Source organism: Streptomyces sp. 2323.1, assembly GCF_900221035.1.
GTDB lineage: Bacteria > Actinomycetota > Actinomycetes > Streptomycetales > Streptomycetaceae > Streptomyces > Streptomyces sioyaensis.
This window is the reverse complement of record NZ_LT907981.1, coordinates 2,970,578-2,992,076: the sequence shown is the minus strand read 5'-3', so window position 1 is coordinate 2,992,076 and position 21,499 is coordinate 2,970,578. Positions and strand designations below refer to the sequence as shown.

Annotated in this window: 17 protein-coding genes and 1 pseudogene; 10 read left to right on the top strand and 8 right to left on the bottom strand. The window is 71.3% G+C overall.

Annotated elements, in window-relative coordinates:
- Nucleotides 1–10: 10 nt before the first annotated feature.
- The 3 genes from CPH93_RS12285 to CPH93_RS12275 all read right to left on the bottom strand — a co-directional run bounded on the left by CPH93_RS12285 (nucleotide 11) and on the right by CPH93_RS12275 (nucleotide 1,520).
- Nucleotides 11–313: a hypothetical protein gene (locus CPH93_RS12285; RefSeq protein WP_443031441.1), complete on the bottom strand. Its 303-nt coding sequence runs from the start codon at nucleotides 311–313 to the stop codon at nucleotides 11–13.
- On the bottom strand, nucleotides 310–795 hold the full coding sequence (locus tag CPH93_RS12280; protein WP_096212857.1) for a sigma factor-like helix-turn-helix DNA-binding protein: 486 nt from the start codon (nucleotides 793–795) through the stop codon (nucleotides 310–312). The genes CPH93_RS12285 and CPH93_RS12280 overlap by 4 nt, the downstream gene beginning before the upstream one ends.
- Before the next feature lie 224 nt (nucleotides 796–1,019).
- Nucleotides 1,020–1,520: a MarR family winged helix-turn-helix transcriptional regulator gene (locus CPH93_RS12275; protein ID WP_006603484.1), complete on the bottom strand. Its 501-nt coding sequence runs from the start codon at nucleotides 1,518–1,520 to the stop codon at nucleotides 1,020–1,022.
- Between the two features lie 207 nt (nucleotides 1,521–1,727).
- Here CPH93_RS12275 and ilvA point away from each other — a divergent pair, with 207 nt between their 5' ends.
- The 3 genes from ilvA (at nucleotide 1,728) to CPH93_RS12260 (ending at nucleotide 5,501) form a co-directional block, all read left to right on the top strand.
- On the top strand, nucleotides 1,728–3,011 hold the full coding sequence (gene ilvA / locus CPH93_RS12270) for a threonine ammonia-lyase (protein WP_443031440.1): 1,284 nt from the start codon (nucleotides 1,728–1,730) through the stop codon (nucleotides 3,009–3,011).
- 526 nt (nucleotides 3,012–3,537) lie between these two features.
- Nucleotides 3,538–4,626 (top strand): ATP-binding cassette domain-containing protein, encoded by a 1,089-nt coding sequence (locus CPH93_RS12265; protein WP_096212856.1) that lies wholly within the window; start codon nucleotides 3,538–3,540, stop codon nucleotides 4,624–4,626.
- Nucleotides 4,623–5,501 carry an ABC transporter permease gene (locus CPH93_RS12260; protein WP_173909792.1) on the top strand — a complete coding sequence of 293 codons (879 nt, stop codon included), beginning with the start codon at nucleotides 4,623–4,625 and terminating at the stop codon, nucleotides 5,499–5,501. Before CPH93_RS12265 ends, CPH93_RS12260 begins: the two co-directional genes overlap by 4 nt.
- A 78-nt stretch (nucleotides 5,502–5,579) precedes the next feature.
- On the opposite strand, the gene greA is transcribed toward CPH93_RS12260, so the two are convergent.
- The gene (gene greA, locus CPH93_RS12255) at nucleotides 5,580–6,077 is read right to left on the bottom strand and encodes a transcription elongation factor GreA (RefSeq protein WP_006603480.1); all 498 of its coding nucleotides are present in this window, start codon (nucleotides 6,075–6,077) and stop codon (nucleotides 5,580–5,582) included.
- A 318-nt stretch (nucleotides 6,078–6,395) separates the two neighbouring features.
- A complete protein-coding gene (locus CPH93_RS12250) occupies nucleotides 6,396–6,806 on the bottom strand; it encodes a DUF4307 domain-containing protein (RefSeq protein ID WP_093484875.1) in 411 nt (136 codons plus the stop codon).
- Between the two features lie 129 nt (nucleotides 6,807–6,935).
- Here CPH93_RS12250 and mca point away from each other — a divergent pair, with 129 nt between their 5' ends.
- Together mca and CPH93_RS12240 are read left to right on the top strand one after the other, a co-directional pair.
- Entirely contained in the window at nucleotides 6,936–7,808 is an 873-nt protein-coding gene (mca, locus tag CPH93_RS12245; RefSeq protein ID WP_096212855.1) for a mycothiol conjugate amidase Mca, read from the top strand.
- A gap of 4 nt (nucleotides 7,809–7,812) precedes the next feature.
- On the top strand, nucleotides 7,813–8,061 hold the full coding sequence (locus CPH93_RS12240) for a hypothetical protein (RefSeq protein ID WP_096212854.1): 249 nt from the start codon (nucleotides 7,813–7,815) through the stop codon (nucleotides 8,059–8,061).
- Nucleotides 8,062–8,252: 191 nt separating this feature from the next.
- Here the strand turns inward: CPH93_RS12240 and CPH93_RS12235 are convergent, their stop codons facing one another.
- Nucleotides 8,253–11,522, bottom strand: coding sequence for a tetratricopeptide repeat protein (locus CPH93_RS12235; RefSeq protein ID WP_096212853.1), 3,270 nt, complete (start codon nucleotides 11,520–11,522; stop codon nucleotides 8,253–8,255).
- Nucleotides 11,523–11,953: 431 nt separating this feature from the next.
- Between CPH93_RS12235 and CPH93_RS12225 the strand changes: the two genes are divergently transcribed.
- The 5 genes and pseudogenes from CPH93_RS12225 (at nucleotide 11,954) to CPH93_RS12205 (ending at nucleotide 19,101) form a co-directional block, all read left to right on the top strand.
- Complete coding sequence (locus CPH93_RS12225) at nucleotides 11,954–13,684, top strand: MFS transporter (RefSeq protein ID WP_231977289.1); 1,731 nt, start codon at nucleotides 11,954–11,956, stop codon at nucleotides 13,682–13,684.
- A gap of 190 nt (nucleotides 13,685–13,874) precedes the next feature.
- A complete protein-coding gene (locus CPH93_RS36365; RefSeq protein WP_143048083.1) occupies nucleotides 13,875–14,105 on the top strand; it encodes a hypothetical protein in 231 nt (76 codons plus the stop codon).
- A 271-nt stretch (nucleotides 14,106–14,376) separates the two neighbouring features.
- Nucleotides 14,377–16,431, top strand: a pseudogene (locus CPH93_RS12215) (thioredoxin domain-containing protein).
- 247 nt (nucleotides 16,432–16,678) lie between these two features.
- Entirely contained in the window at nucleotides 16,679–17,683 is a 1,005-nt protein-coding gene (locus CPH93_RS12210) for an MDR family NADP-dependent oxidoreductase (protein WP_096212848.1), read from the top strand.
- A gap of 71 nt (nucleotides 17,684–17,754) precedes the next feature.
- Complete coding sequence (locus CPH93_RS12205; RefSeq protein WP_173909791.1) at nucleotides 17,755–19,101, top strand: amidase; 1,347 nt, start codon at nucleotides 17,755–17,757, stop codon at nucleotides 19,099–19,101.
- 78 nt (nucleotides 19,102–19,179) lie between these two features.
- Here the strand turns inward: CPH93_RS12205 and CPH93_RS12200 are convergent, their stop codons facing one another.
- Nucleotides 19,180–19,809 (bottom strand): TetR/AcrR family transcriptional regulator, encoded by a 630-nt coding sequence (locus CPH93_RS12200; RefSeq protein ID WP_443031439.1) that lies wholly within the window; start codon nucleotides 19,807–19,809, stop codon nucleotides 19,180–19,182.
- An 11-nt stretch (nucleotides 19,810–19,820) separates the two neighbouring features.
- Complete coding sequence (locus tag CPH93_RS12195; protein ID WP_096212843.1) at nucleotides 19,821–21,413, bottom strand: DHA2 family efflux MFS transporter permease subunit; 1,593 nt, start codon at nucleotides 21,411–21,413, stop codon at nucleotides 19,821–19,823.
- Between the last annotated feature and the right edge of the window lie 86 nt (nucleotides 21,414–21,499).

Genomic DNA, 21,499 nt, shown 5'->3' with positions numbered 1-21,499 from the left:
CTCGCGCCGTTCACCACCCCTCCACGGGAGGGGTGGTGTGGGCCGGCGGGGGCAGCCAGGGCCGGTCCATGACCAGCCAGCACAGCACCGCCAGTGCGAGCAGGGCGAGCAGCCAGCCGAGGCGGTGCCGCAGGATGCGGTGGGCCAGGAGCCGGCGGCCGCGGTCGGCGGCGCGGGCCGCCAGATCGGGCGGTACGAGGGGATACGGGCCGGCCAGCATCCGTCGCACCTCGGTCTCCTTGCGGTCGGGGAGGTCGGGGAGGCCAGGGGGTCCGGCGCTCTCGGGGAGCTCAGGGAGATCCGGGAGGCTCATCGGGCCGACGGTTCCGGTGCCGGGGCGGGCGGCGGTTCGGGACGCCGGCGGCTGCGCAGGTCCGCGACGGCCCGCAGGCACAGGGCGTGCACCCGCTCGGCGGGCAGGCCGAGTTGGGCCGCGGTCTGCTCCTCGGCCACGTCCTCGTACAGCCGCAGGACGAGGACCAGCCGCTCCTGCGGGGACAGCCGGTCCAGCAAGCCGCCGCGCGGCCGGCGGTGCCTGCGCGCGGTGTGTGCGAAGCGGGCGGCCATCTCGCGGCGGGTGCGCTCGTACGGATCGTCGCCGCGCAGCCGGTCCCAGGCGGCGTAGGTCCGCGACAGCGCGCAGAGCAGCAACTCCTCGGCGGCCGGGGCGGGACGGGAGACGGGCTCGCCGGTCAGCAGCGTGGCGGCGTACAGCAGCCTGCCCCCGGCGCCCGCCACGAACGACTCGAACTCCCGGGTGCGGCGGCGCTCCTGCGCCGGTCGCCGCTCTCGCACCACGCCTCCCGGATGACGGACACCCGACCCTGGGCTCCTATAGCACGGCAGTGCGGCCACCCGGTCAAGAGGCGTGACGTGCGCGGCCGGTCAGGGGTACCGGGCGTCTGAGCGGGCGGCCAGGAGGGCGGCGGGTCGGACGGCGAACGCGGGGTGCCGGACGTCGGTGAGGACGTTGGGCAGGACGCCGTCAGGACGTCGGGCAGGACGCCGTGAGGGCGTCGTCAGGACGCGGGACCGGCCGGTGTCAAGGACGCGGTGAGGTCGGCGAGGGAGGCGTTGAAGCGCGTCAGGAGCGTGGTGAACGCCTCGCGCTCCGCCTCGGACCACTCCTCCGTCACCAGGGCCATCAGCGCACGGCGCGAGGTGCGCACCTCGTCCAGGCGGGCCTGGCCGCGCTCGGACAGCTGGAGCACCACGGCCCGGCCGTCCTCGGGGTGGGTGGCGCGGCTGACCAGCCCGGAGTCGACCAGCGGGGCGACCTGCCGGGTGACCGTCGAGGAGTCGATGCCCATACCGGCCGCCAGGGCCTTGACGCCCATCGGGCCTTCCTGGTCCAGACGGTTGAGCAGCAGATAGGCGGCGCGGTCCATGGAGTTGCGCGCCTGCCCGACGCCGCCGAGCCGGCTCTGTTCTGCACGGCGGGCGAAGACGGCCACTTGGTGCTGGAGGGCGTCCAGGAGAGCGGGGTCGGTATGGGTCGTCATGTCCGAAGAGGTGGGCATGGCCGGGAGCTCGCTTCGATGGATGTGCGTATGGATGGGAGGACAGCGTACGCGGACCCGGCGCGGAGCGTACCCGGGCTGTCCATTCCGATAACGCCCTGTAACCCCTGGGCGGCTGTGGGGTGCCCGGGGCTGCACCGGCGTCCGTGCCGTCCTGACAGCCGGACAGAAAAGGCCCTCAGGTGGGCAAACTGCAAGACTGGCGGCATGGCCGCTCACACGCCGCGCACGTCACACGAGTCCTCTGCCGCCCTCGGTGCCGAGGGCCCGGTCGCCGGGGGTTCGCTTCCCGCAATTACGGTCGATGACGTACGCAAGGCGGAGAAGATGCTCTCCGGTGTCTCCCGGGCCACCGCCATGGAGGGCAGCCGCTATCTGACCGGCCTGGTGGGCGCGCCCGTACACCTCAAGTGCGAGAACCTCCAGCGCACCGGCTCCTTCAAGATCCGGGGCGCCTATGTACGGATCGCCGGGCTCACCGCGCAGCAGCGGGCGGCCGGTGTGGTGGCCGCGAGCGCCGGCAACCACGCCCAGGGCGTGGCGCTCGCGGCGTCCCTGCTGGGGGTGCGCTCGACGGTGTTCATGCCCGTCGGCGCCCCGCTGCCGAAGGTCGCCGCGACCCGCGAATACGGCGCCGAGGTGCGGATGCACGGTCAGGTGGTGGACGAGACGCTGGCCGCCGCGCAGGAGTATGCGCGGGAGACCGGCGCGGTCTTCATCCACCCCTTCGACCACCCCGACATCATCGCCGGCCAGGGCACCGTCGGCCTGGAGATCCTCGAACAGTGCCCGGAGGTACGGACGATCGTCGTCGGGGTCGGCGGCGGCGGTCTGATCGCGGGGATGGCGCTCGCGGTCAAGGCGCTGCGGCCGGACGTGAAGATCGTCGGGGTGCAGGCGGCGGGCGCGGCCGCCTATCCGCCCTCGCTGGCGGCCGGGCGCCCGGTGGCGATCGAGGGGCTGTCGACCATGGCGGACGGCATCAAGGTGGGCCGCCCCGGTGAGGTGACCTTCGGGATGGTCGAGCAGCTGGTGGACGAGGTCCGTACGGTCACCGAGGACCAGCTCTCCAGCGCGCTGCTGCTGTGCCTGGAGCGGGCGAAGCTGGTGGTGGAGCCGGCAGGGGCGAGCCCGGTGGCCGCGCTGCTCGCGGACCCCGAGTCCTTCGAGGGGCCGGTGGTCGCGGTGCTGTCCGGCGGCAATGTGGATCCGTTGTTGATGCAGCGCATCCTGCGGCACGGCATGGCCGCCGGCGGACGCTACCTTTCGCTGCGGCTGCGGCTCACCGACCGGCCCGGGGCGCTGGCGACGCTGCTCGGGGTGCTGTCGGTGGTCGACGCGAACGTCCTCGACGTCGGGCATGTGCGGACGGATCCCCAGCTCGGGCTGACCGAGGTCGAGGTGGAACTGCATCTGGAGACCAAGGGCCCGGCCCACTGCGAGGAGGTGCGCACGGCGCTGCGCGAGGCGGGGTACGTCGTCGCGGAGTGAGCCGGGGGGCCGCCACACGGTTCCCGCGCCCGGTACGGGAGTGGGTGCACCACCGCTCCTGGTAGGAGACGGCAAACGTGCGGGTGTAAACGGGGTGAGGCAGGGGGCGTCACGGGTATAGCGTGGCGCCCCTCATGCGTGGATGAAACCCCCGTTCCCGTCGGCCTTCATCGGTCACTTGGGGGCACCCCGGGGCGCCCCGGCCTCTCCGGTCACCCCGGCCTCTGCCCCCCACCACCCCGGTCTCTTCGGCGTCTCCGGCTGCTGTCCCTCGTTCCTCTCCCTACCTCCCCCTCCCTTGCTCCTGTTGCCCTCCGGCGCCCGGTCACGGCTCCGGTGCGGTCCCCTCGGGCCGTGAAAGCTGGAATGTGTATCGCGATGTATCGCGTTTGCGCGTACCATCTATCGCGAGTGCGGGGCGTGCCGTGCGTCGTGGTGTCCGTCGTGGGCAAAAGCCATAGAGCAGGCATAAGCCGCCAACCGTAATATTCGACCTGGAACTTACCCAAGCCATGGGAGTATCCCTATGCCAGGCGCCATATACGCCGAAGGTCTGGTGAAGGCCTTCGGCGCCGTGAGGGCGTTGGACGGCGTCGATCTCGACGTTCCCGAAGGAACCGTCCTCGGAATGCTCGGCCCGAACGGCGCCGGGAAGACCACCGCCGTACGGGTCCTGACGACCCTGCTCCAGCCCGACCGCGGCAAGGCGGTGGTCGCCGGCATCGATGTCCTCGCCCACCCGGACAAGGTGCGGCGGTCCATCGGCCTCTCCGGCCAATTCGCCGCCGTGGACGAGTACTTGACCGGACGAGAGAACCTGACGATGGTCGGCCGGCTCTACCAGATGAGCGGCCGTGACGCGAAGCGGCGAGCCGACGACCTGCTGGAACGCTTTCTCCTCGGCGACGCCGCCGACCGCACCGCCAAGACCTACTCCGGCGGGATGCGCCGCCGGCTCGACCTGGCCGCTGCGCTGGTCGTCAGCCCGCCCGTGATGTTCATGGACGAGCCGACCACCGGCCTGGACCCGCGCAACCGCCAGGAGTTGTGGGACGTCATCCAGGAACTGGTCGCGGGCGGCACGACCCTGCTGCTCACCACCCAGTATCTGGAGGAGGCCGACCGGCTGGCGCACGACATCTGCGTCGTCGACCACGGCAAGGTCATCGCCCGCGGCACCGCCGACCAGCTCAAGGCGCGCACCGGCGGCGAGCGCGTCGAGGTCGTGGTGCACGACCCCGACCACCTCACCGTCGCCGACGAGGTCCTGCGCGGCTTCGGCAAGGGCGAGGGCACGGTGGACGCCCACATCCGCAAGCTCACGGTCCCGGTGACGGGCGGCGCCAAGCTGCTCGCCGAGGTCATCCGCGAACTGGACCTGCGCGGCGTGGAGATCGACGACATCGGGCTGCGCCGTCCGACCCTCGACGATGTGTTCCTCTCGCTGACCGGGCACCACGCCGAGGACGCGGAAGGCGACGGCGCGGGTGACGGGAGCGCGGGCCGGACCGATCCGGGCGGGGGCGCCGTCGGACGGCAGAAGCGCGGCAAGAAGGGCGCCGGGACGGCCGGCGTGGAGGCGGGCATGACGAGCGACAGGGAGGGCGTGCAGTGACCACGGTGACCGAAGCGGCCGGGGGTGCCCCGGTCCGGACCGTGCCGCCACGCGGTGGCATCAGCCGGTCCGTCCGCGACTCCCTGGTCGTGGCCCAGCGCAATCTGATCCGGATGCTGCGGATACCCGAAGTCGTGATCTTCGGGCTCATCCAGCCGATCATGTTCGTGGTGCTGTTCACGTACGTCTTCGGCGGCTCCATCAACGTCCCCGGCGCCCCGGCGGGCGACGCCCAGGCCTATCGCGAGTTCCTGATGGCCGGGATCTTCGCGCAGACCGTCACCTTCGCCACGGCGGGGGCCGGTGCGGGCATCGCCGACGACATGCACAAGGGCCTCATCGACCGGTTCCGGTCCCTGCCGATGTCCCGCGGGGCGGTGCTCACCGGCCGTACCCTCGCCGACCTCGTACAGACCGCGCTGACGCTGGTGGTGCTGGCGGTCGTCGCGCTGCTGATCGGCTGGCGCACCCACGAGAACATCGCCGAGGTGCTGGCCGGCTTCGCGCTGCTGCTCCTGCTCGGGTACGCCTTCTCGTGGATCGGCGCGCTGATCGGCCTGACGGTGCGGACGCCCGAGGCGGCCACGTCGGGCGGGCTGATCTGGCTCTTCCCGCTGACCTTCATCTCGAATGCGTTCGTTCCGGTCAACGGCATGCCGGCGTTCCTGCAGCATGTCGCCGAGTGGAACCCGTTCAGTGCGACGGTGGCCGCGGCCCGGCTGCTGTTCGGCAACACCAGCGACGCGGTGCCCAAGTCGGTGACCGGCGCCTGGCCGATGGACCACCCGGTGCTGGCTTCGGTGATCTGGTCCGTACTGATCATCGTGGTCTTCCGGACCCTGGCCGTCCGCAAGTACCGGTCGGCCACGGCCTGAACACGGCGCACGGCACGGCGAAGCGGCCCGGAGCATCAGGCTCCGGGCCGCTTCGCCGTCTGCGGGGCGCCTCGGGACTCAGCCGGAGTACGGCTTGGCGTCGAGGATCTTCACGGCCGCCTTCTTGCCATTGGGGAGCTCGTACTCCGCCTGGGCGCCGACCTTCTTGCCGTTCACGCCGGTGCCCAGCGGGGACTGGGGGGAGTAGGTCTCGATGTCCGAGCTCGCGTATTCCCGGGAGGCCAGAAGGAACGACAGGGTGTCGTCCGGGTCGCCGTCGAACGCGATGGTGACGACCATGCCGGGAGCGACGACGCCGGTCGCGGCGGGGGCCTCGCCGACCTTCGCGGTCTGCAGCAGCTGGGTGAGCTGGCGGACGCGAAGCTCCTGCTTGCCCTGCTCTTCCTTGGCCGCGTGGTACCCGGCGTTCTCCTTCAGGTCACCTTCCTCGCGGGCCGCCGCGATCTTTTCGGTGATCTCGGCGCGTGCGGGACCAGACAGGTGCTCCAGCTCGGCCTTGAGCTGGTCATACGCCTCCTGGGTAAGCCAGGTGACGTTCTCGCTGGTCTGGGTCACAGGTGCTCCTCGTCGGTACTGGGGATAAATCAAACGCCCTACCAGGAAGGTTTGCGCCTTCACAGGTGGGCGAAACCACGAGCCTAACAATTACGGCACAAAACGGGGAAGAGGAATTTCACAGTGGCCGCCCAGGAACGCATCATGCCTGATCAGAGGCGGTTCCGACACGCCTCGCCGGTGAGCGGGAGGGCGGTCGACGGGGGTGGGACGCGGGGTGCGGTTGCGGTGTGCCGAGGACTGTGAGACGGGGGGTGCAGGTGGGGTCGGGTGCCGGAGCGCGGGCCGTGGCGGGCGATCCGGGCGCCGGGAGAGGGGTCAGCCCTTGCCGGCGGCCGTGCAGCCGACGAGTACGGCGTTGGTCGCGCGCTTCGTCGTGCGCAGCGTGACCTCGGTGTCCACCTGGCCCGCGCGCTGATCGACGGTGACGTCCTTGCGGCCGACTTCGCTGCCGTCCGCGGCCTGTGAGCGCAGCGTGCACACGCCCTTGGCGTCCGCGTCCTTGACGACTTCCAGGTGGACCTTGACGGCGTGGTCGGAGACCGCGTCCCAGGTGATCACCCGGCCGCTGAGGTCCTGACCGGAGATGTACGAGATGCCGCACCAGGCGATCACGCCCAGCAGCGCGACGCCGAGCACGCTGCCGATGATCTTGAGCTTGCGGTCCGCGCGCGCGTCCGCGGAGCGGCCGTAGCGTCCTTCGGGGAGCCCTTCACGCACCGCGGTCATGATCGATTCTCCTGCTCGGGGGACCGGAACCAACAACCCCCGGGGGGTCCCCGCCCCAGGGAATACAGCGCCCCCCGCTTCGGTCACTATAGGAGGCATCTTCTCCAGCTCTTCACTGAGGATCGAGTCTTGACTGAGCAGTTGCGATTGATGGCGGTCCATGCCCACCCCGACGATGAGTCGAGCAAGGGTGCGGCCACCATGGCCAAGTACGTGTCCGAGGGGGTGGACGTGCTGGTCGCCACCTGCACAGGCGGTGAGCGAGGCTCCATCCTCAACCCCAAACTCCAGGGCGATCCGTACATCGAGGAGAACATCCACGAGGTACGGAAGAAGGAGATGGACGAGGCCCGGGAGATCCTGGGCGTCAAGCAGGAGTGGCTCGGCTTCGTCGACTCCGGGCTGCCCGAGGGTGACCCGCTGCCGGCGCTGCCCGAGGGCTGCTTCGCGCTGCAGCCCGTCGAAACGGCTGCGGAGCCCCTGGTCCGGCTGATTCGGGCCTTCAAGCCGCAGGTCATCACGACGTACGACGAGAACGGCGGCTATCCGCACCCGGACCACATCATGACCCACAAGATCACGATGGTGGCCTTCGAGGCGGCCGGTGACCCGGAGAAGTATCCGGACGCCGGCGAGCCCTGGCAGCCCCAGAAGCTCTACTACAACCAGGGCTTCAACAAGCCGCGCACCATCGCGCTGCACGAAGCGCTGCTGGAGCGCGGCATGGACTCGCCGTACGGGGAGTGGCTGGAGCGCTGGAAGCAGTTCGAGCAGCGCGAGCGCACGCTGACCACGTACATCCCGTGCGACGACTTCTTCGAGATCCGTGACAAGGCGCTGATCGCCCACGCCACCCAGATCGACCCCGACGGCGGGTGGTTCCGGGTGCCGATGGACATCCAGCGCGAGGTCTGGCCGACGGAGGAGTACGAGCTCGCGAAGTCGCTCGTGGACACTTCCCTCCCCGAGGACGACCTCTTCGCGGGCATCCGCAACAATTGAGTCCATGATGAGCGCGACCAGCACCCTCGCCCTGACGCACTTCGTCACCCTTGCCGACAGCTTCGACAAGGACAAGGTGACCCCCGGCGTCCTCGGCTTCATCGTCTTCGCGGTCATCGGCGGCGCCGTGTGGCTGCTGATGAAGTCCATGAACAAGCACATGAAGAAGGTGGACTTCGAGGAGCAGCCCACGGGCGGCGAGGCCGCCGGCACGGCCTCCGCCGCGCAGGCACCCGAGCCGAAGACCGGCTGACGGCGGGGCCGCCCGCCCCGCACGCCGGACCGCCGGGCCCACGGGTCCGGGCGGTCCGTGAAGACCGGGTGGCGGTCGACGGCCGGCCGATGGACACGGCCGGCTGACCGGCCCGGCGGCTCGCCGGCCCGAGCGGTCGGCGGGCCGGGCCCGAGCGTGGTTCCGGGGCGCCTGGTTCAGTGCCGCCGCCGTCACTCGCCATCGGGCGGCGTGACGCTCACCCCCATGACCTCGCGCGCATGGCGGCCGGGCACCATGCCGAGCCGCCATGCCTGCCACCCCGTCTCCGGCTCCACGCCGCGGTCCAGCAGCAGCGTGAACGTCTCCGCGCAGTCCTCCAGCTTGGCGTCGCGGGCCGGGTGCTTCTCCCGCACCAGCTGCGCCAGCTCCTCCTGGGCCACGGCAGCGCCCACCACCGAACCGCCCGGCGAGGCGAGCGGCAGCAGGGTGCAGCGCAGGAAGCGGGCCCAGTCCTCGCCGCGCCGGTCGCCGTAGCCGGCGAACAGCCGGGCCGCCTCGTCGGCCAGCTCCAGCGCCTGCGCCGCCCGGCCGTTGCCGGCGTCGATGATCAGCAGCTCCAGGCAGGACCAGGCCTCCCCGTGCGGCACTCCTATCCGCTGGAAGTCCTTACGGGCGTCCTGCAGCAGCTGCCGGGCGAAGCCGCTGTTGCGCAGCGAGCCGGTCTGCTCCGCCCGCAGGTCACGGGTGACCCGCCCCGAATCGTGCCGGGTGCAGGCCAGACCGTAGGCGTCCTGCATCCTGCTGAACATCGTCCGCGACCGCTCCAGCTGGCGCAGCGCCGCATCGGGCTCGCCGCGCTCCTCCAGGGCCTGGCCCAGGTAGTACATCGTCCAGGCCTCACCGCGGGCGTCCTCGTGCTGGCGGTGGAGCGGAAGTGCCTGCCGTAGCTGGTCCACCGCGAGCCCCGCATCACCGTCCACCAGCCGGGCCCGGGCCAGCTGGGTCAGCGCCCAGGCCTCACCTCGCTCGTCGTGCGTCCGGCCGTAGAGCTCCATCGCCGCCTGCAGCGCGCGCTCCGCCGCCGGCACCTCGCCCAGGCGCAGATGCACCTGGCCGAGCTGGAAGTGCGCCCACGCCTGGCCGTGCACGCTCTCGCTCTCCTCATGGAGCTCCAGCGCCTCGTGCAGCATGGCGAGGGCCTCGGCGAGCTGCGACCGGTCCCGCTCCACCGCCGCCAGGGCGTGCAGCGTCCAGGCCCGGTCGCCGTGCATGTCCGGGCCGGACTGCAGCTCCAGCGCCTCCCGGAGCTTCGCCGACGCCTCGGCGAGACTGCCCTGCTGCTGGAGCGTGATGCCCAGATCGCGCAGCGCACGGGCCGCGCCCACCGGATGCTGCGCCTCGAAGTAGAGGTCGACCACCGACGCCAGGGTCGTGCGCGCCTTGTCCAGCTCGCCGAGCTGCCGCGCCGCGATACCCGTACGCCACTGCACCGAGCGGGACAGCAGCCCCTGGCCGACCGCCCGGGTCAGTTCGCTCAGCTCGCCCAGGCGGTAGAGGTCTCCGCGCAGCAGGCAGTAGTCGGCCAGGGCGCCCAGCAGATGCGAGACCGCCGCCTGGTCCACGCCCTGGTCGGCATGGCGCAGCGCGGCCGTGATGAAGCTGGTCTCGTCGTCCAGCCACTGCAGGGCCGCATCCAAGGACGTGAAGCCGTGGGAGCCGAAGCGGTCGGCGCGGGTGGACGTGCGGCCGTCGACCAGCCGGATGACCGAGTCGGCCAGCTCCGCATAGCCGCGGATCAGCCGTTCCTGGGCCGCGCCGCGCTCCTGTGCGTCCTCCTCGTCCTCCAGCCGGGAGTGCGCAAAGCTGTGCACCAAAGCGTGCAGACGGTAGCGCTCACCGCGGACATGCTCGATCAGCCCCGCCCGGACCAGCGTCGTCAGCTGTCGCTCCGCCTCGGCGTTCGCCACCCCCAGCAGGGCGGCCGCGGCCGCCGTCCCCAGGCTCGCCCGGCCCACCAGCGCCAGCCGGCGCAGCAGCCGCCGGGCCGCCTCGGGCTGGTCGAAGTAGCGCAGCGACAGCGCGCGCTCGACCGGCGGCAGCGGCCCGTACGCCGCCAGGTCCGCGGCCAGCGTGGCGGGGGTGCGCGGGCCGAGCGAGGAGCCGGCCACCCGCAGCGCCAGCGGGAGGCCGGCGCACAGCTGAAGGATCTCGTCGAGGGCCCGTGCGTCGTAGGGGCCCGTTTCGTCCGGGGCATCGCTGCCGGCCGCGGCGGTGGCGCGCAGCAACTCCTCGGTGCCCGCCGCGTCCAGCGGCCCCACCGGCAGCTGATGCACCCACGCCTGGAGGTCCTCGGGCAGCTCCAGCGGAGCACGGGAGGTGACCAGCACCAGGCTGTCGGACCGCTCCGGCACCAGCGTGCGCACCTGCTCCGGATCCGCGGCGTCGTCCAGCAGGACCGTCACCGGAAGGCCCGTCAGATGCTGGTGGTACAGCTCGGTGAGCCGCTTGACGTGCTGCTCCTGGGACGGCCGCTCGCGGAACAGCAGCTGCTCGCGCGGCGCGCCCAGCCGGTTGAGCAGATGCAGCAGCGCGTCACGGGTCGGCAGCGGCACCTCGCCGGGGGTGTCACTGCGCAGATCCACCACACATGCGCCACGGAACTGATCGCGCAGCTGATGGGTGGCCCGCACCGCGAGCGCCGTGCGCCCCGAGCCCGGCTCGCCGTGCAGCACCACCACCGTCGGCTTGGTCTCCGTGCTCGCACGGGCCGCCTGCACCCACTGCGCGATCTGCGTCAGCTCCGCCCGCCGCCCCGCCAACGGGCCCTCCGGGCTTGGGAGTTGGGAGAACGAATGCTCCAGTACGGACCGCTGCCGGGCCGCCGCGCTGCGGTCGGCACCGCGCAACTGCGGCCCCCGGCCGCCCTGACCGCCCCCGGTCTTGGCCGATGTGCCGCCGCCGCGGGCCGCCGCCGTCAGCATCCGCTGCTGGTCCAGGAACGGCCGGACGCCGCGCACCTCCAGCGCCGTCAGCCACTGCAGCCGCAGCTGCTGGGCGCCGCCGGGCTGGCCGCGTTTCCCGGCCTCCCGGTTGGCCGCCGGCAGGTGGGCCGCGGTCAGCTTCAGGACCGTGGCCGTCGCGCCCGCCAGCACCACGGAGGCCCCCACGGCCAGCGCCGGGCCCGTGCCCGTGCCGTACGCGAGGTCCGTGCTGAACGCCGCCACCGCTGCCACGGCCGTCGCCACCGCGGGGGTGCCCAGCTCCTTACGGGGCAGTGACGGCCGGCCGGCGGCCGCCTCGTCCAGCGCCCGGACGTAGGCGGAGTACTCCTCGGCGGCGCTGCCGGCCAGCTCCTCCAGCGCCGACCGTGCCCTGCCGAGCAGCGCACCGCCGTCGAGCCGACCGCCCGAGCGCCGCACCTCCTCCTCGACGGCTCTGGTCAACAGCGCTTCCGCTTCCGCGCGATGGTCCTCGCGCAGCGCGGCCAGTGACCCCGGCATGCTCTTCCCCCTCCAGCGTTCCTGCAGTGTCCAGCGGTGATCGTCGCCGTACGCACAGTGTTCCGCGTCCGCGCGATTTCCGGCAGGGCTGTGGACAACTCCCTCCGCTCCCCGCTCACCGTGCCTCGTGGGGAGAGGACGGACCCATGCCGAACCGCCTGGCCCATGAGACTTCCCCGTATCTCCTCCAGCACGCCGAGGAGTACCGGCAGGAGCTGATGCATCCCTCTTGCGCCGCCGAACGCGGGCTCGTGTTCCCGGTTTGCCGCAACCCGTTCGCGGGGCCCACCTTCTTCAGCCGGCGGCGGGACAGACTCTCCGGCCGTTTCCTGCGCGGGGCTTCAGTCGGGCGGCCGAAGCCATAATCCGCCCAGGGCACAAAATTGTTCAGTCCGCAAATCTGGCAGAGGCATATAGTTCATTCGGCCGCAATGGTTTTGGCGGGAAAATCCAAGCTTGACAGCATTGCGGAGTCTGCTTATATTCCAGTCGGTCAAGTTCCCGCCGATCAATATCCAAAGGTGTTCATGACTACGCCTCCAGCGCTGCCGAAGTTCAGGCAGCGGTTAATTCTTGCCGTTCTTATGGTGTGTTCGCTGCTGATTTGGCTGGACAACACCGTCCTCAGTATTCTCCTGGAGACCCTTGCCGACCCGGTCCGTGGACTGGGCGCCAGCCCGGCCGAGCTGCAATGGGCCACAGGCGCATACACCCTGGTCTTCGCAACCTTGATGTTCACCGCCGGCGCTCTGGGCGATAGCTTCGGCCACCGGAATGTGCTCGCAGTCGGCTTGGTTATCTTTGCCGGGGCCTCTATCTGGGCGGCGTACGCAGGCGATGCAGGCCAGCTGATTGCCGCCCGGGCTGCGATGGGAGTCGGCGCCGCACTGATCATGCCTGCCAACTTTGCCATCCTGTTGTGGACCTTCACCGGCCCCACGCGGGCAACCGCAATCGCCATTTCTTCGACATCCACCGGTGTCGGAATGGCAGCGGGCCCGGTGTTGGCGGGACTCCTGCTCAGCCATTTCTGGTGGGGTTCGGTATTTCTCGTCAACGTCCCCATTGCCGTGCTGGCATTGGCTGGGATCGTCCTGTTGGTTCCCAATTTCCGCAGCCCTACCGTGCGGCCGCTGGACCCGGCCGGGATGTTGCTGTCGATCAGCGGACTCGCGGCGTTGACCTACGGCCTGATTCGCGCGGGGCAGGTGGACGCCTGGAGTCGTTCGGACGTCTGGGCGCCGATCGCGGTCGGGCTTGTCTTGCTGGCCGCTTTCGTGCTCGTCGAATTGAGAGTCAAGGAGCCAAGTTTCGATCCGCGGATGCTTGCGCAGCGGATGTTCGGTGGTGGCAACGTGTCCATGGCGTTGCTGCTCTTTTCTGTGGCTGCCGTCACTTTCTACAATGCGTTCTATATGCAGGGTGCATTGGGCTACTCGCCGATGAAGGCCGGCTTGGCCAATGTTCCGACCGCGATCGGCGCTGTCGTAGGGGCGCCCCTGGGCGCACGTCTGGTCAGCCGATGGTCGCTGCGCCCTGTCGCCGTGCCGGCGCTCACTGTGGCGGCGTTCAGCTTTGGCGCGGTCGGACTTCTCGATCTGCACACCCCACTCGTCTGGATCGAGATCCTGTTGTTGGCGCAGGGCCTTTCCGTCGGCATGGTGATGGCCCCGGTGACCGGAGCACTGCTCAGCAGCCTGTCGCTGGAACGGTCCGGTGCCGGGTCGGCCGTCACCAACACGGCGCGGCAGGTCGGCAGTGTGATCGGGATTGCGGTGGGCGGCACGATCATGTCGATCGCATATCGAGGCGCGATCGAACCCTCGCTGAGCGATGTCCCGGAGGCGCTACAGGACAGCTCCCGGGTTTCCGCAGAACAGGCTCGGCATGTCGCCGCCACTCTCGACCGGCCCACTCTTGCGCAGGCTGCCGATCATGCGTTCATCCACGCCATGCACGTCGGCGCGATCTGGATCATGCTCATCGCACTCTTCGCAGTAGCCGTGCTGGTGTTTGCCTTGCGTCCGGTCGGAAGGCTCAAGGGGTCGCCACAGAAGCCTGACGACGGTCGAGGAGTTAGCCGCTCCGCGGCTGGGGCCGCCCCCCGTGCCGGGACCGATAAAGAATCCACGAATGCGGGCGCTGACATCGACAGCCCCTGACACGATGGGAATCGGGCAAAAGCTTCCAGGTCTCCTGCTTGATAGTCGAGCCACGTACCTGCTCGACCGTCATATGTTCGCGTGGTGGACCTGGTCTGGGCATCATCGTGCGGTGGGGGGCGTCCCACCGCATGGTGATACCCAGAGCGTTGCCTTGCTTTTCCCGACATCGGAATCTGGCGGGTTCGAGGTGTCCGACGTCGACTGCGCGCTGATCGAGCCGGACAAGCTCGCCGGCGCGCTCCTCGACTCGCCCGGTAAGTCGGTCGATGCTTGGCGCGGATTGCGGATTGCGGATTGCGGATTGCGGATTGCGGATTGCGGATTGCGGGCGGCGATGCGGCCCTGCCGATCGCCGGGCATGGTCGCGCAGCATCGCTTGGAAGTCGGGGCGTACGACGCCGCGCTTCGAGGCCGATAGATCGTTGTCGGTCCAGCGGTGGAGGATCACCGCTCCGTGGCGGGCCGCATGCTTGTCGTTACGCCGGTGCTGGTTGGCCACGCCCTTGCCCGCCGCCCACGACGGCGTGGCCGCCTTCTTGCGGTTGTGCTTGCGCCAGTCGTCCGACGGCCCGTCTCATCCGCCGGAGCGGGGTCGAGACTGTCTTGATTGCCTTCTGTGCACCTTGTTACTCCTGGCTCGGCCCCTGGATGTCCGGGCCGGACGCTCCGGATCGTGCGACGATGTCGCTATGAATCGACTGGCTGACGAGCAGTCGCCCTACCTACTCCAGCACGCCTCCAATCCAGTGGACTGGTGGCCATGGGGAGAGGAGGCGATGACGGAAGCTAAGCGGCGGGACGTACCCATCCTCTTGAGTGTGGGCTATGCGTCCTGCCACTTATAGCTTCTGCTAATTCACTGGTGCCACGTGATGGCGCACGAAAGCTTCGAGGACCCGGCCACCGCCGCGCTGCTCAACGACCACTTCGTGGCCGTCAAGGTCGACCGGGAGGAGCGCCCGGACGTCGACGCCGTCTACATGGAGGCCGTGCAGGCCGCCACCGGCCAGGGCGGCTGGCCCATGACCGTCTTCCTGACCCCCGACGCCGAGCCGTTCTACTTCGGGACGTACTTCCCGCCGGAGCCCCGCCACGGCATGCCGTCCTTCGGGCAGATCCTGGAGGGGGTGCGCAGCGCCTGGGCCGACCGGCGCGACGAGGTCGGCGAGGTCGCCGGCCGGATCGTCGCCGACCTGGCCGGCCGCTCGCTCAGCGCTTCGCTGCCCGCCGACCGGCGCCCGCCGCGCGCCGAGGAGCTGCACACCGCCCTGATGGGCCTGACCCGCGATTTCGACGCGGCGCACGGCGGATTCGGCGGCGCGCCCAAGTTCCCGCCGCCCATGGTGCTGGAGTTCCTGCTCCGCCACCATGCGCGCACCGCTTCCGCCGGGGCCCTGGAGATGGTGCAGGCGACGTGCGCGGCGATGGCCCGCGGCGGGATCTACGACCAGCTCGGCGGGGGCTTCGCGCGCTACGCGGTGGACGCCACATGGACCGTGCCGCACTTCGAGAAGATGCTCTACGACAACGCCCTGCTGTGCCGGACCTACGCCCACCTGTGGCGGTCCACCGGCTCGGAGGAGGCCCGCCGTACCGCCGTCGAAACCGCCGACTTCCTGGTCCGTGAACTCCGCACCGACCAGGGCGGTTTCGCCTCCGCACTGGACGCGGACAGCGACGACGGCACCGGCCGGCACGTCGAGGGTGCCTACTACGTGTGGACGCCCGGGCAGCTGCGGGCCGTACTGGGCGAGGAGGACGCGGAGTTCGCCGCCGCCCATTTCGGTGTCACCGAGGAAGGCACCTTCGAGGAGGGCGCCTCGGTCCTGCAACTCCCGGACACCGAGGGCCTGGTGGACGCCGAACGGGTGGCCTCCGTCCGGCAGCGGCTGCTCGCGGCGCGCGAAGAGCGGCCGCGCCCCGGCCGGGACGACAAGGTCGTCGCCTGCTGGAACGGGCTGGCCATCGCCGCGCTCGCCGAGACCGGCGCCTATTTCGACCGCCCGGACCTGATCCAGGCCGCCACCGACGCCGCCGATCTGCTCGTCCGCGTCCACATGGACGGGCAGGCCCGGCTGCACCGCACCTCCCGCGACGGCACACCCGGCGCCAACTCCGGTGTCCTGGAGGACTACGCCGATGTCGCGGAGGGTTTCCTCACCCTCGCCTCGGTCACCGGGGAGGGTGTCTGGGTGGAGTTCGCGGGCTTCCTCCTGGACACCGTGCTGCTCCAGTTCACCACCGAGGACGGCGCGCTCTACGACACCGCGGCCGACGCCGAGGCGCTGATCCGCCGCCCCCAGGACCCGACCGACAATGCGACGCCCTCCGGGTGGACCGCTGCGGCCGGCGCCCTGCTGTCGTACGCGGCGCTGACCGGCAGCGGCCTCCACCGGGACGCCGCGGAGCGGGCGTTGGGCATCGTCACCGCGCTCGCCGGCCGGGCCCCGCGCTTCATCGGATGGGGCCTCGCGGTCGCCGAGGCCGCGCTGGACGGGCCGCGCGAGGTCGCGGTCGTCGGCCCGCCGGGCGATCCGGCCACTACTGCGCTGCACCACGCCGCGCTGCTCGGCACCGCCCCGGGGGCGGTCGTCGCCATGGGCGCCCCCGGCTCGGACGAGGTGCCGCTCCTCCAGGACCGCCCCCTGGTCGACGGCAAACCCGCCGCGTACGTCTGCCGCCACTTCACCTGCGAACGGCCGACCACGGACCCGGCGGAGCTGACGGCAGGGCTCCAGGGGTAGGCGCGCAGGGCCTGTCCGGTGTGGATCAGTGGATCAGCGGGCACCGGACGGGCCGCTGGGCGGGAGGCGCCCGGGGCGCGGCCGGCACGGCCGCCGTCCCGCGGTTCCGGCCTCCGCCCCTCTGCCCCCGCGGCAGTTCGCAGGCCGGGGGTCGGGGGCCGGGGGTCGGGGGCCGCTTCGTACGTCCCGCCACCAGGCGCGGGGTGGAACGACCCTGCCGCGCGCGTCACCGCTCTAGCCTCGGGTCATGACACAGCGCACACACCGTGAAGTTCACCTGGCCGGCCGGCCCCGGGGGCCGCTCACCGAGGACCTCTTCGAGATCGTGGAGGTGCCGGTCCCGGAACCCGGTCCCGGCCAGGTGCTGGTACGCAACACCGTCATGGGTGTCGCCGCCGTGATGCGCACGCTGATGGAGGAGACCAGCGTGGTGCCGATGCCCTCCTACCAGATCGGCGAGCCGCTGTACGGGGCCGCCGTCGGCGAGGTGGTGGCCGCCCCGGGGACCGACTTCACCCCCGGCGACCTGGTGGAACACCACGTCGGCTGGCGCGAGTACGCCCTGCTGGACGCCGACCGGGCGCACCGGCTCGACGCCGGTCTGCTGCCCGACCCGGCCGCCTACCTCTCGCAGGGCCCCACCGCCTGGATGGGCGTGGTGCGCGGCGCCGAAGTGCGCCCCGGGGACACGGTGTTCATCACCGGAGCGGCGGGCGGCGTGGGCTCCCTGGCGGGCCAGATCGCCCGGCTGCGCGGTGCGGCCCGGATCATCGGCAGTACGGGATCGCCGGAGAAGGCGGACCGGCTGATCAAGGAATTCGGCTATGACGCGGTGGTGATCCGTGGCGCGGGCCCCATTGAGGAGCAATTGCGCAAGGCCGCCCCGGAGGGCCTCGACGCGGTCTTCGACAATGTCGGCGGCGAACAGCTCCGGGCCGCCCTCGCCGTCGCCAACCGGCGCGCCCGGGTCGCCCTCGTAGGAGCCCTGTCCGCCCAGCTCTCCCCCGGGGGCGCGAGCACCATCGAGCTCGACACCCTCTCGCTGCTCGCCCGCAGCATCACCCTGCGGGGCGTCGCCCTGTACGAGCACCTGGACCTGATCCCGGAGTGGAACCAGCGGTTCGGCGAGGGGCTGCGCGACGGCTCCCTCACCTTCCCGCACGCCCGGCTGCAGGGCATCGAGCAGGCGCCACGGGCACTGCGCGAGCTGACCGAGGGGCGCCATCTGGGCGCCGTGGTCGTCCAGTTGTGAGCTGACGGCAGCGCGCCGCCGTGCGGGGTGATTCCCCCGCCGCTGTCGGTGGCCGGTTGTAGCCTGCCGGAGTGACGACCTTGCTCGGGTATCGCTCCCTCGTCCAGGAAGCCGCGGCGCTGCGGGCCGGCACGGACGATGCGGTCGCCGCGGTGCACCGTTCGTGTGACCGTATCGATGCCGTCGACCCGCGGGTGCGGGCCTTCGTGCCCGAAGCCGGGCGGCGTACGCGGCTCCTGGAGGCGGCGCGCAAGAGGGCGGCCGCCGGTGCGCGCGAGGCCGCCGGCCGGCTCGCCCTGTACGGCGTACCCGTGGGCATCAAGGACATCGTGCACGCCGACGGACTGCCCACCCGCGCGGGCTCGGCGCTGCCGCCCGAGGTGCTCGGCGGGCGGCAGGCCACCGTCGTCGACCGGCTGTGCGCCGCCGGTGCGCTGATCGCGGGCAAGACCGTGACCGCGGAGTTCGCGGTCACCGCGCCGGGCCCCACCCGCAATCCGCACCATCTCGCGCATACGCCCGGCGGTTCGAGCAGCGGGTCGGCGGCCGCCGTCGCCGCCGGGATGGTGCCGCTGGCCATCGGGACGCAGACCGTCGGCTCGATGATCCGGCCCGCGGCGTACTGCGGAGTGGTCGGCTTCAAGCCGACCTACGGGCGGATACCCGTGGACGGCGTGATCCCCAACGCCGCGAGTTTCGACACCCTCGGCTGCTACGCCACGGACGTCGCCGGTATCGCCCTGGCGGCATCGGTGCTGGTCGACGGGTGGCGGGCGCAGCAGCCGGCGGGGCCAAGCCCGCGCCCCGTACTGGGCGTTCCGGTCGGCCCCTATCTGGAGCGCGCCGGTGACGAGGCGCTGGGTGCCTTCACCGCGCAGCGGGAGGTGTTGCGGGCCGCCGGGTACGCCGTCCACGAGGTGCCGGTGATGGACGACTTCGAGCAGATCGTGGCGCAACTGTTCACGATGAACCGCTACGAGGTCGCCCGGGCCCACGCCGACTGGTTCGCACGCTTCGGGGACGTCTACCGTCCGGAGACCACGGCGGCCATCCGGCAGGGTCACACGATCGGCGACACCGACTACGCAGCGGCCCGCCAACGGCGCAAGGCCTTCCGCGCACGCCTCGCGACGGACCGCGCCACGGCCGGCATCGACCTGTGGATCGCCCCGTCCGCCACCGGCCCCGCCCCCGCCGACCTCACCACCACCGGCACCTCGATCATGTGCCTGCCTTGGAGCAACGCCGGCCTCCCGGCACTCAGTCTGCCCGCGGGGCATGCGGCGAACGGCTTGCCGCTCGGCCTCCAACTCATCGGCAATTTCGGCGCGGACGAGGAACTGCTGACCGCGGCGGCCGGAATCGAGGACGTGCTGAACGCCGCGTCGAACGCCCGCTCGGGATCGAGAACGTCCTGAACGCCGCGCCGAACGCCCCGACCGGGAATGAGGGCGTCCTGAACCCCGCGTCGACCGCCCTGCCCCGCGCCCCCGGCCCTACAGCGTGAGCCCCCGCGCCAGTACGTCCATCGTCCGGTGGACCAGTGCCTCCAGATCGGTCTCCGGGCCGCCCTCGACCCAGGCCAGCATCGCCTCCTGGAGCGCGGCCAGGATGGCGGCACCGATCACCCGCAGCTCCAGGTCGCCGTCCGGGCGGCCGGAGCGTTCCGCCAACACCGCGGCGAGCATTTCGGCGTCCCGCGCTGTGTTCTCCGCCGTACGGCCCCGGATCGCGGGCACCTCACGGATCAGCCGGACCCGCTGGACGAGTTCGCTGCGCTCCTCCGCGGTGAGCCGGCGCAGCGCCTCGACGGTGACCTGACGCATCGACTCGACCATCGGCTCGTCCGCGGGACGGGCCCGCAGCCCGGCCTCCAGCACGGCGTCGTACTCGTCCGTGAGCACGATGTCTTCCTTGGTGGGGAAGTACCGGAAGACCGTGCTCGGTGAGACATCGGCGGCCTCGGCGATCCGGTCGACCGGCGTCGCGTCGTAGCCCTGCTCCGCGAACAGCCGGTAGGCGGCCCGCCGGATCGCCTGCCGGGTCTGGAGCTTCTTCCGCTCCCGCAGCCCGAGCTTCGGCGTCCCGGACGGTGTGGCGGCGGCAGAGGTACGTGCGGAGACCATGGGCAGCATTGTCAGGCATCGGGCGTCCCCGAAACCACGGCCGTGCCCGTGTGCGCGCCGCGCCCCGTACGCGGGTTGGGCAAGAAGGAGGCCGTCAGCAGTGCCGCAATCAGGGCCGCGACACCGCACATCACCAGGGCCAGGCTCATGCCGTGCACGAAGGCGCCGTTCGCGGAGGCGGCCACTTGCGGGGCGCCGATCCGGCCGGCCACCAGGTGGGCGGCCACGACCGAGTCCCCGGCCGCGTCGGCGGCCCACGCAGGCAGCCCCGTGGTGTCGAGCCGCGTGCCGTACGCACCGGCAAGCACACTGCCCAGCAGCGCCACGCCGAGCGCGCCGCCGAACTGCCGCACGGTCATCAGCAGTCCGGAGCCGCTGCCCGCCCGCTCCGGAGGCAGCGCGCCCAGTGCGGCGTCCATGGCCGGGACCATCGTGAAGCCGAATCCGACCCCCGCGAGGGACAGCCACAGGGCGGTGTGGCCGTAGCCGTCGTGCACCTGAGTGGTGGCACCGAGGAAGGCCGCACCGGCCAGGGTGACCAGGCCGCCGGCGATGACGGGGCGCGGACCGATGCATCCGGCGAGCGCGCCGCTGCCCTTGGCCGCGATCAGCAGGCCGGCCATCATCGGCAGCATCCGCAGCCCGGTACCGAAGGCGTCGTATCCCCGAACGGCCTGCAAATACGGCGGGAGAAGGAACATCAGGCCGGAGAGCACCAGGGTGCCGAGCGAGGCCGCGACGGTGTTCCACAGAAAGCTGCGGCCCCGCAGCAGTCGCAGATCGAGCATCGGCCGGTCCAGAACGCGGCCGCGCAGCGCCAGACCGGTGAGCAGGGCGGCGGATGCGGCCAGTGTGGTCACCACGAGCGGGGCACCCCAACCCCGGCCGGGGGCCTCGATGATGCCGAATACCAGCGTGCCGAGCCCCGTGGCGGTGAGCACCGCCGAGAGCGCATCGACCTTCGGGGACGTCGGGTCGCTGGTTTCGGGCAGCAGAAACAGACAGGCGGCGACGCCGATCAGGACCAGCGGAACGTTCACGAAGAAGACCGCACCCCACCAGAAGTGATCCAGCAGCCAGCCGCCGACGAGCGGCCCCAGCGGCATACCGAGCGCCGACGCGGCGGAGATCGCGCCGACCGCTGCGGACCGTTCGGAGGGCGGGAACAGGGAGGGCAGTACGGATATCGCCAGCGGCATGATCAGCGCCGCGCCGGTCCCCATCACCGCGCGAGCGACGATAACGAGTTCGGGGCCGGCGGCGAGGGTGCCGAACAGCGAGCCGGCGAGGAAGATCCCGAGACCGGCGATCAGCATCCGGCGCCGGCCGAACCTGTCGCCGAGCAGCCCGGCCGGGAGCATCAGGGCCGCGAACACCACGGTGTAGGCGTCGGCGATCCACTGTTGCAGGCCGGTGTCGGCGCCGAGTTGGGCGGCCATCGTCGGCAGCGCCACATTGAGGATCGTCGTGTCGAAACCGAGCACCAGCATGGCGGTGATCAGCGCGCCGAGGGCCCACCAGCGCCGGGGGTCGGGTGACGCGGAAGCCGGTAAGGGCGGGGTGGGCGCGGCCGGGGGGACTGGCCGGTCGGTCTGCGATGTCATGGCACACCTCTGGGAGACAGCGGTCCGTGTGGACACAGCGAAGCCGACAGTCAGCTTCAAGTGAGAGTTACTCTCAAAAGAATGTG